General features: G+C 60.0%; 8 protein-coding genes and 1 pseudogene. All 9 read right to left on the bottom strand.

What is annotated here, in order from left to right; genetic code table 11:
• Nucleotides 1-462, bottom strand: a 462-nt coding sequence (locus tag B2W52_RS20635) for a porin (RefSeq protein WP_286804005.1), incomplete at its 3' end; no start/stop codon positions are given.
• On the bottom strand, nucleotides 452-1,036 hold the full coding sequence (locus B2W52_RS20630) for a DUF4956 domain-containing protein (protein ID WP_008171050.1): 585 nt from the start codon (nucleotides 1,034-1,036) through the stop codon (nucleotides 452-454). The genes B2W52_RS20630 and B2W52_RS20635, both read right to left, overlap by 11 nt.
• Nucleotides 1,020-1,778 carry a polyphosphate polymerase domain-containing protein gene (locus B2W52_RS20625; RefSeq protein ID WP_092030397.1) on the bottom strand — a complete coding sequence of 253 codons (759 nt, stop codon included), beginning with the start codon at nucleotides 1,776-1,778 and terminating at the stop codon, nucleotides 1,020-1,022. Before B2W52_RS20625 ends, B2W52_RS20630 begins: the two co-directional genes overlap by 17 nt.
• Entirely contained in the window at nucleotides 1,775-3,565 is a 1,791-nt protein-coding gene (locus B2W52_RS20620) for a CotH kinase family protein (RefSeq protein WP_286804004.1), read from the bottom strand. Before B2W52_RS20620 ends, B2W52_RS20625 begins: the two co-directional genes overlap by 4 nt.
• 115 nt (nucleotides 3,566-3,680) lie before the next feature.
• The gene (locus B2W52_RS20615) at nucleotides 3,681-5,447 is read right to left on the bottom strand and encodes a PAS domain-containing hybrid sensor histidine kinase/response regulator (RefSeq protein WP_008171045.1); all 1,767 of its coding nucleotides are present in this window, start codon (nucleotides 5,445-5,447) and stop codon (nucleotides 3,681-3,683) included.
• Entirely contained in the window at nucleotides 5,431-6,594 is a 1,164-nt protein-coding gene (ercA, locus tag B2W52_RS20610; RefSeq protein ID WP_008171044.1) for an alcohol dehydrogenase-like regulatory protein ErcA, read from the bottom strand. Before ercA ends, B2W52_RS20615 begins: the two co-directional genes overlap by 17 nt.
• A gap of 44 nt (nucleotides 6,595-6,638) precedes the next feature.
• On the bottom strand, nucleotides 6,639-8,561 hold the full coding sequence (locus B2W52_RS20605; protein ID WP_008171043.1) for a S9 family peptidase: 1,923 nt from the start codon (nucleotides 8,559-8,561) through the stop codon (nucleotides 6,639-6,641).
• Entirely contained in the window at nucleotides 8,527-9,690 is a 1,164-nt protein-coding gene (gene pqqE / locus B2W52_RS20600) for a pyrroloquinoline quinone biosynthesis protein PqqE (RefSeq protein WP_053113096.1), read from the bottom strand. Before pqqE ends, B2W52_RS20605 begins: the two co-directional genes overlap by 35 nt.
• Nucleotides 9,687-9,766: pseudogene (locus tag B2W52_RS20595) on the bottom strand (pyrroloquinoline quinone biosynthesis peptide chaperone PqqD); the annotation flags it as partial. The pseudogene B2W52_RS20595 and the gene pqqE, both read right to left, overlap by 4 nt.

The following is a 9,766-nucleotide window of genomic DNA, read 5'->3' as shown; positions in this document are numbered from 1 at the left end:
CCCCGCCATAACACCGATGGAACGCCCCGGTGCGAACGCCGAGGTCACCAGAGAACGCTCGCTGGTGTTCAGGCTGGTGTAGCTGGCGAGGCGTTCCAGGCCGAAAGGCTCCTTGAAGCGCCCAATTTGAGCCTCGAAACGGCTTTCCCCGTCATACAGGAGATAGGCATCGCCCAGATCCAGCTCTTTCTTGTCACCTTCAATCTTATAACTGCCATCCAGCTCTGCTTCCCAGCGCTTGCCCAAGGCCAGCTCCAGTTCAAGTTTCGCGTTTCTCAGGACGCCCCGGGTTGTGCTGTGCCCACCGTCTTCATCATAAAATGACCCGTAATGGTCAACACCGGCGGCGACGTAACCACCCAATTCTGCCTCGACAGGGGAAGCCACAGCGAGCAGAGGCTGTAACATGAACGCCAGTGTCAGACCGATCACCAGCCACGCCCATTTCAGCTCAGCGAGCATGATCGGCCTCCTGACGAAAGTGCATACGTAGCATGGCGGTGTCCCTCAGATAGCTGACAGACACCACATCCACCCGGAACACATCCAGACCGGTGCGCTCTCGCAGGTCCGCAATGAGCAACTCCCGGCGGTCCCGGTGAACGTTCTCTATCTTTTCGTACTCCACCTCTCTCTCACTGTGTCGCGGCAAAAGCACACGGGTTTCGAGCACCAGCGCCAGAACAATGACCAGCAGGTTCAGAAACACCAGCTCCAGGTGGTGCATGTTGCCAACTGCTGCCAGCAGGGCCATGGCGATCACCAGAAACAGGTAGGTCATTTCCTTTATGCCCAGGGCTTCGGTTCGGTACCGGAGCATCGAGAAAACGGCGAACAGACCGAAGGCAAAGCCCATGGTGACGGTGACCGAATGCAGCAATGCGGTCACCAGGAAAACGCCGACACCAAAAAGAATGAACGAGGCGGCATTCTCCCGGTGACGGGAAAACGCGTAGTAGCAGCGAATCAGCACAAACACGGAGGCGGTATTGATCAAAAGCCGGATCGCAAAATGGACATCAACAGCAGATTCCATGAAGTCTCCTTAACAGCGGTTTGAAGCGATTGGTTTTGCATTCGTGGCCGAACAACAGGCTTGTGCCGATGCAGTATTTGCTGAACTGCACGGGGCGGCAGCCGAGCTGACCAAGACGTTCCAGGAAAGGGGAATATGGGACCTTGCGATCGTACTTGACCTCGAAAACGGCAACATCAGGCAGGCACAGACCGCTGCGACGGTCGGCCGAGTGAAAACCCAGCCCTGTATCCACCGTAATACGCTCGGTCCCCCGTGCGCTCATGAAGGTCATCCGGCGGTAGCCGACAAAAAGAGCCGGCAGCATCCCTGCCACCGGTCGGCCCAATTGCTCTTCAAGGAAAGGGACCACCCGGCTGCTCGCAACGGTTTGCGATGTCAGCGGCAAACGGTTCTTGATGGTTCTCTCCCTGTTGTTCTTTTTCTTGACCTCCAGGAAGCTGTCCCCGGTTTCACGGTAGTGCCGGATACGGAGCTTGAACCGGTTCAACTTGCCGTTGTGGTGATCCAGGTAAAGCTGGCGTTCCGGTGTATCGAAATACAGGGTGTCGTAGGTGAACCGCCGGCGCCCGTCGATCTCCAGGATGGAGTAATGGTGCTCCAATCCACGCAGACAGGCATCCAGCAGGTATGCAGGCACCAGAAACTTGGTGTCGACCCGATTCATCAAACGGGCCTGCATCTGTTCGGCCAGACAATGCCCGCGGAATCCTTCCAGCGGGCTGGCGACAGCCATGTTCATCGAATCGCCGAATCGTATTCCAGGGTGGCGTTCAGGCTCAGTTCCACGTCGCCCTCACTGGCCCCGGATCCCACCCCGATGACAGTAATACTGCCCTCTGCGCCAAGGGCCAGGGTGCGCACATCCCCGGGCTGGCTTTCATCCACCTCAAACAACAGAGCGTTGGTGGCAAAGCCATGGAACTCGTGTGTGCCCGGCACGTAATCGGATGCCTCGATAAACAGTTGCAGCACATAGGGCGTGAAGTTGTCGTTGATATCCGCGCCAATCAGCAGGAGGCTGATCACCGCCGGCTTTGATTCGCGATCAACCGAGTAAACCAGGCTGTCCACCTCGAAGGCGGCAAAAGTCAGGCTCGCGTTCACCGCCCGACCTCCGGGCAGCGTGAAGCGGAAGGCACCTGTGTCGGCACCGTCCTCGGACTTGATGGTGCCGGTCAGGCTGGTTGTCGCCGGCACGCTGCAATCCGGTTGCGTGTCCGCAAGCCGGTACACTTCCCCGGAGGGCGTCTCCTCGGCGATGGCCTGTTCAATAACAGCTCGGCGGGCAGGCCGGAAATCGTCATCACCGGCCACGCCGCGGCCACCAATGAAGGCATTCAGGCTGGCAGTCGCCTCCGCGCTGGTGCCGGTGAGTTCACGTATCCGCTCCACTTCCGCCAGCAAATCGGCCTCATCCCACTGGGTGGCCAGCAGGTCTTCAAGCTCGGCCTCATAGCGCGCCCGGTACTCGGGAATGCTGAAAAGCCGGTCCGCCAGCGAGAAGTTGCGGTATAGCACCCCCGTGAGCGGCTTCAGGGGATGCGCCCCACGAAAGGCCGTATCAGCGCCCCAGGGAATAAAATGGAACAGGCCGTCTCCGGGATCCCGATAGATGTGGAAATTGTTGGCGTTGCCAGTGGCGGAATCCCAGGCGCCCAACAGGGTTTCCACCGCCCAGAACCGGATAAATTCATCCACATCCACCAGCTGCGGCAATACATTCACCATCTGCTCATCGGGCAAGTCCAGAGCATCGGTAACGGCCTGCAGGTCAGTCCGGTCGTTTTCTTTTTCGTTGGTCTTTTTCTCGAAACGTTCGCTCAGCCAGGTACCGAAGTCCGCCGTTTGGGCTTCGTACTGGTTACCGTCGTCGTCCCCGAATACCCGTGCCAGAAAGGGCTTCTTGATAGGCTCGACATTGGTAAACACACCCAGATCCTCGCCATTAACAGACACTCTGGCGTAATTGCATTTCGGCGCCGCGAGCCCGGCCTGCCGAAACTGGTCATAGGCCATGCACTGGCGGGCATTGGAGGGGTCCTGGCGGTTATTGTTCAGGGTCATCCGGGTCATGTTCTGATAGGTGCGGCCAGGCCAGAGATCGTTAAAGTCCAGCTTGAGAGAGGGGATACTGGGGCTCAGGGAGCCCATGTAGCCCTTCTTGCGCACGATCACCCGGTCCATACGGTCACCGTCGATGGTGACGCTGGCCGTGAATTCCGTGTATTCGAACTCGGGCACACATTCCCGGTCGGTGCTGGCCAGGGTTCGGGCTTCCGATTTCAGTTTGCTGAAATCGGCGGAGCTCATGGAGACCGACACATCAATCAGCCGCTCGGGATCATAAAGCTCGGCATCGCCCCCTATGTTCACGGGCTCCGCCGGGGGTTCGAAATCCGAGGGGCTGGACACCTCCGTCTCGCCGCCCCCACCGCCGCAACCGGCCAACAGCACAGCGCCGATCATTGCCAGCCACCAATGCCCAAATCCACTGCCGGCTTTCCGGCCAATCGTTGTTGTTTTCATCTGTTACTCCCTCAGATGTTTGAAACCTGCCGGTATCGGAGACCGGTTGAGGGAGTATTTCGCGAAGGGCTTCAGAGTGTATGTAAGAAGGTCTTACAGGACGGGCGAGAAGGGGTCACGCCGAGGCAGAGGTCAGCAGGCTGGTCATCAGGGCCCTGAGCCGGTTGGGTTTCACCGGCTTGTTCAGTATTGGCAGGTACTGGGCGCGCAGTATCTTGCGGGTGTCATCGCTGCGATCTGCGGTAATGATGGCGGCGGGAATATCACGACCAAGGTGGCGGCGAACCCCGTGAACTGCATCGTAACCGGTTCGCTCATTGTTCAGGTGATAGTCCGCAAGGATAAGGGCCGGTATCTGGCCGGTTTGCTCGAGAGCCTCCACGGCCTCTGCCTTGCTTGCGGCTGTGAGCACATCACAGCCCCAACGCTCCAGCAGCAACTGCATGCTCTCCAACACCGCCGGCTCGTTGTCGATCACCAGCACCGGCACACCATCAAAGCCATCGGCGAAATTCTGGAGCGAATCTGTACGGGCCATATCCGGTCTGGCCTGAGCGGGTTCAAGCGGCAGGGTCAGCACGAAGCGGGAGCCACGACCGGGCCGTGATGACACATCAATGTCGTACCCCAGCACCCGAACCATCCGTTCCACGATGGCCAGCCCCAGGCCCACACCCTGCCGGCCGCCGGTGCCCTGGGGCAACAGCTGGTGAAACTCGGTGAAAATGTCCCGCAGCTTGTCTTCCTCGATGCCAACACCGGTATCCCAGACTTCAATCCGCAGACGGTCGCCGCGGGATCTCAACGCCATGACAACACCGCCCTTGCGGGTGTACCGGAAGGCATTGCTGAGAAGATTTCGGAGGATACGGGTCAGCATGCGCTGATCTGTTCGCACCATCGCCGGAATGGTGCGTACCCGGAACCCGAGGCCGGCATTGCTGGCAACGGCCTCGAACTCCTCCCCGAGGGATCTGGCCAGGGCGGCCACATCGGTATAAACCAGATCAGGCTTCATTGCCTGCTGGTCGAGCTTGGAGATATCCAGCAGGTCCGCCAGCAGGTCTTCGGCGCCCTCCAGAGCCCGATGTACCTGGTGCACCATGCGGGTTTCCTGTTCCGGCAGCGTGCTGTCCTGGAGCGCGGATATCATCAGCCGGGCTGCATTCAGGGGCTGGAGCAGGTCATGGCTGGCCGCCGCGAGATATTTATCCTTGCTGCGGTTGGCCTCTTTGGCGGCTTCCATGGCAACAAAGAGCTCGCGCTCAACCTTCTCGCGCTCCTCAATCTGGTAGCGCAGGCCCACATTGGCATTCTGCAGTGCTTCGGTCCGCTCTTCCACGCGCCGCTCGAGGGTGGCGTTCAACTGCTCCAGTTTCTGCCGGGCCAACACTCGCTCGGTAATGTCGGCAACGAAGGCTTCCACCACTTCCGGTCCGAGGTCCGGGCGTCGCAGCAGGGTGACAGCAACGTGGACCGGCGTGCGATCAGCACGCTGGAAACGGGTTTCCCGGGCACTCAGACTGCCCTCGTCGAGAAGCTCCTGACGTATGGCATCGAATTCACTGGAACTGCAGAACAACTGTTCACGGAGCCGGATGACCTTTTCCGTGAGCGCCTCGGGGCTGTCATAACCGCAGATTCTCGCCATCGCCGGGTTGCAGGCCAGAAAGCCGCCCCGCAGGTTGGCCTGGAAGATACCGTGCAGCGCGTTCTCGAAAAGCCATTTGTAGCGGTTGCGTTCCTGCTCCAGCTCGTCAATGCGTTCCTGCAGAGCCGGGTAATAGTTCTTGCGGACGGACTGGCTGCCCAGCCCGAGAAGATCGCCAATTCCGTAGCTACTGTCCTGTTCGCCATCCTTGCTGTCAGAGGGCTTCTTCATAGACAACCTGGACATCCCGCAGCGACGACTTCCGGGGGTTGGTGAGAATGCACGGGTCCTGCAACGCAAAGCCGGACAGGTGGGGAATGTCGGACACCGAAACACCCAGCTGGGCGAGACGCGCCTCCAGCCCAACCCGACGCTTGAGCTCTACAATGCGGTTCATTAACCGTTTTTTGATTTCCGGCTTGGCCATTCCACGGGTATCGATATCCATGGCTTCGGCAACGCGGCGGAAACGATCTTCGGCAGACTGGAAGTTGTAAGCCACCACGTGCTCCAGCAGCAGCGCATTACACAGACCATGGGGCAAATCCAGGAAACCACCCAGGCTATGGGACATGGCGTGTACTGCCCCGAGAATGGCATTGGAGAAGGCCAGCCCCGCCTGCATGGAGGCCAGCATGATCTGCTCCCGGAGATAGGGATCTGCCGTGTTGTCCACCAGCGGCTCGAGATTCCGGTTGATTAACCGGATTGCCTCCAGGGCATGGGTATCGGTCAGCGGGCCGCTGCCAGTCGACACGTAAGCCTCAATGGCATGCACCAGGGCATCCACCCCGGTGCAGGCGGTGAGGTAGGCATCCATGGTCTCGGTAACTTCCGGATCGATCAGGGAAACATCCGGCACTACGGCCTTGCTGATGATCGAGAATTTGAACCGGCGGTTGGGGTCGGAAATGATCGCAAACTGGGACACATCCGCCGAGGTACCTGCCGTGGTGGGAATCAGTATCAGAGGCGGTGACGGGTTGGTGATGGTATCGACGCCCTCGAACTCCAGGATGCTGCGACCGTGAGTGGCCACGATACCGATGCCCTTGGCGCAGTCCATGGGGCTGCCGCCACCGATGGCGACAATGACATCACATTCACTGGATTTGTAGAGCTCGGCCCCGGTCATCACCTCATCCACCTTGGGGTTTGGTGAAACACCGGTATAAACGGTGGAGCGGATACCTGCATCGGTCAGCAGCGTCACGATCTCATCGACCCAACCGGCGGCAGCCACACCCGGATCGGACACCAGAAAGACATGCCGGGCACCGAAATTACTGGCGAAGTTGGCCACGGACTTCCGGGAGCCGGCACCAAATACGATTTCCGGTGAGACAAACTTTCGCAAGCTGGATATATCGTGACTCATCAGACTGCACTCGACCGTTTGTTGTTATAGGAATAGCCGAGAGTTTAACTCAAGTTCTCCGCCTGATCATTGGCCTTTTGGCTATGCTTTCGGTAGAAGCTGAACATCCATTCGAGCATACCTGCCTGGTTGGCCTGTCGCCGGAAACCATGCCCCTCGTCTTCAAACCAGTGCAGCTCCGGCGCCCTGCCCGCGGCTTTCATGGCCTCGGTCATTGCCCGGGTCTGCTCAGGCACCACAACCCGGTCCTGTCCGCCCTGGAAAAAGATCATGGGCGCGGTAATGCGTTCGGCGTGCAACAGGGGCGTTCTCTCCTGCCACCGCTCCGGGTATTTTTCTGGCGACCCCAGTAGCCAATCCAGATAACCGGATTCAAACCGATGGGTCATGGCCCGTAAACGCATGGGATCCGTTACGCCGAACATGCTCGCGCCAGCGGTGAAACGCCTGCTCCGGATCATCGCCATCAGGGCCGTGTAACCCCCGGAGCTGCGACCCTGGATAAACACCCGTCTCCCATCAGCCAGGCCGAAGGAGGCAAGGTGGTCTGCCGCCCGTTCCATATCCGCGACATCCACGTCACCCCACCGACCTTCCAGGGCCAGGCGGAACTCACGACCAAAGCCGGTGCTGCCTCGATAGTTGATTTCAGCGACGGCAAAGCCCCGCTGACACCAGTACTGAACCTGGGGATTGAACACCGGATAGGCCGCCGAAGTGGGTCCTCCGTGAGCAATCAGAATCAGTGGAGGGACATCTGGCGTGGCCAGCTTCGGAGTGTAGAAAAATCCGTGGATAGAAGCTTCACCCGGGTTCAGAGCCGGAATCTCGATATCCAGCGGCAGTGCCGCCCGCGGCTCTGGCATGGCCTCCTCGCCCCCGGCAATGGTGCGGGCCTGGCCGGTCTCGAGATCAATCTGGAGGACCGCGTCCAGGCGGGTGGCGGCTCGCCCGATGCAGTAAAGATGCTCGCCAGCCGACTGCAGACATCGGAAGTCGCCAAAGCCCCGGGCAACCCGGATTGCTTCACCCGTTTCGCCGGAGCTTAGCCAGAGCTCGCCGGTCCCATTGCAGTAACGAACCCGGGCCCAACTGCCACTGCCTGTCGGGCAGTGGTGGGATTCACCCAACTGCCAGGGCGCGTTGCCATGATCCCGGGCTGGCGATTCGGTGGCGTGCCAAGCGCCCTCGCCCGAAGTATCAATATGCCAGGGTTGCCACCAACCCCCGTGGTCTGACAAAACCCAGAGTTGGTTGCCATCGAACACCGGCTGCTGTACCGACGCCTCAGAAGGTGTGGGCCATTCCCGGCCTTGATCCAGCAATCCATCTTCAGAGCAATTTGCGGTCCACAGCCGTGAACGCAGCCAGGGCATATCCGGCAACTGCCAGCTGGTCCAGGCAACCTGACTGCCATCGGCCGAGACCGCCGGCGCGCTGTAAAAATCCAGGCCGGAATGAAGCACCGAACGCTCGCCCAGCATGGAGACGGCAACCAGCTGCTGCTTGCCCTCTGCTTCCCGTACCGCGAGCACCCGTCGACGGGACTGGTCAGCGACCAACCCACCATAGGCCGCTCCGGGGTCATCGGTCAGGTTGTGGCACTGGCCGTCGGGCAGACTGACAAACCGTATCTGTTGATCCTCGCCAACCACGAACACACCGCTGTCGGCAGCCGCCAGGGCGCCACCACCATAGCCATTTACCCGGCTGCGGATGCCAAGATCATCAGGTCCAAGGCGAACAGGCCCCTGATCGGAAAGGTGCCAGAGCGTATTGCAGCCGCGTGCCGGATCCGTCTCCAGCCAGAACACACCCGCCGGGGCCACCGCAAGTTCCCCACGCTGGACATGCGCCGAGCAGGCCTCGTAGGCACTCAGTACCGTTTTGTCGTGGTGATGGCCGACCAGTGCAGGCTTGATGGCGGAGTTGTTAACCCCGGAAGAAAAGCCGTGAATTATCCGCATTTCGATATACCAGTTCAGTCAGGCCGGCCGTGGCATGATCGGCAGCTTTCCTCGCTGCCAGTATTCGATCATGATACGACGATTTGCTGCATACTGGATCTGCGTTATCCGCTTTGCCCGTCAAAAGATAGGCCTGACAGCGACAGCCACCGAAGTCCTTCTCCTTCTCATCGCAGGAACGGCAAGGCTCGGGCATCCAGGTGTCGCCGCGGTAGTGGTTGAACCCCGGGCTGTCGTACCAGATGTTTTGCAGATCCATGTCTCGGACATTGGGAAAGTCGATGGGCAGCAAACGGGCGCTGTGGCACGGCAGTGCGGTGCCATCCGGGGCCACGGTCAGGAACAGATTACCCCAGCCGTTCATACAGGCTTTCGGGCGCTCTTCGTAATAGTCCGGTGTCACAAAGATCAGCTTCATGGCCGAACCGGATTGCTGCAGCCGTTCCCGGTACCGGTTCACTTCCTGCTCTGCCTTCACCAGCTGCGCTTTGGAAGGCATCAACCCTTCCCGGTTTTCGAAGGCCCAGCCGTAATACTGGCAGGTGGCCAGCTCGACGTAGTCCGCCCCCAGGCGCTCGCACAAATCCATGATGTCGTTCATCTGGTGGATGTTGTGGCGGTGGATCACGAAGTTGAGCACCATGGGATAGCCGGCTTCCTTCACCGCCCGGGCCATGGCCAGCTTCTGGTCAAAGGCCTTTCGGGAGCCGGCCACGGCGTTGTTCAGTTCCGGATCGGACGCCTGAAAGCTCACCTGGATATGATCCAGCCCCGCCTCGGCAAAGGCATCCACCTTGGCCTCCGTCAGGCCCAGCCCTGAAGTAATCAGGTTGGTGTAATACCCCAGGTGCCGCGCCTCGGCGATCAGCTCCGCGAGGTCCTGGCGGACCAGGGGCTCGCCGCCGGAAAAACCCAGTTGCGCCGCCCCCATCGTGCGGCCCTGTCGAAGCACACTCACCCACTCCTCGGTGGTCAGCTCCTGTTGGGTTTGCGCAAAGTCCAGCGGATTGGAGCAATAGGGGCACTGCAGCGGGCAGCGATAGGTCAGTTCTGCCAATAACCACAGGGGCGGCCCGGCGTTATGGGGGTTGGCCGGTTTGATCGGTTCGGCAGTCTCGGTACGGCTCATGACAGTTCAATCCAGTGTTGTTGCCGGGCGTCCTGCAGGAAATCGCTTACGTCCTTGCCAAGCGAGCCGGCGGCCG

This window comes from Marinobacter sp. UBA2498, assembly GCF_002341575.1.
In the GTDB taxonomy this organism is placed as follows: domain Bacteria; phylum Pseudomonadota; class Gammaproteobacteria; order Pseudomonadales; family Oleiphilaceae; genus Marinobacter; species Marinobacter manganoxydans.
Note: the sequence above shows the minus strand (reverse complement) of the source record. Positions and strands in the feature narration are given on the sequence as shown.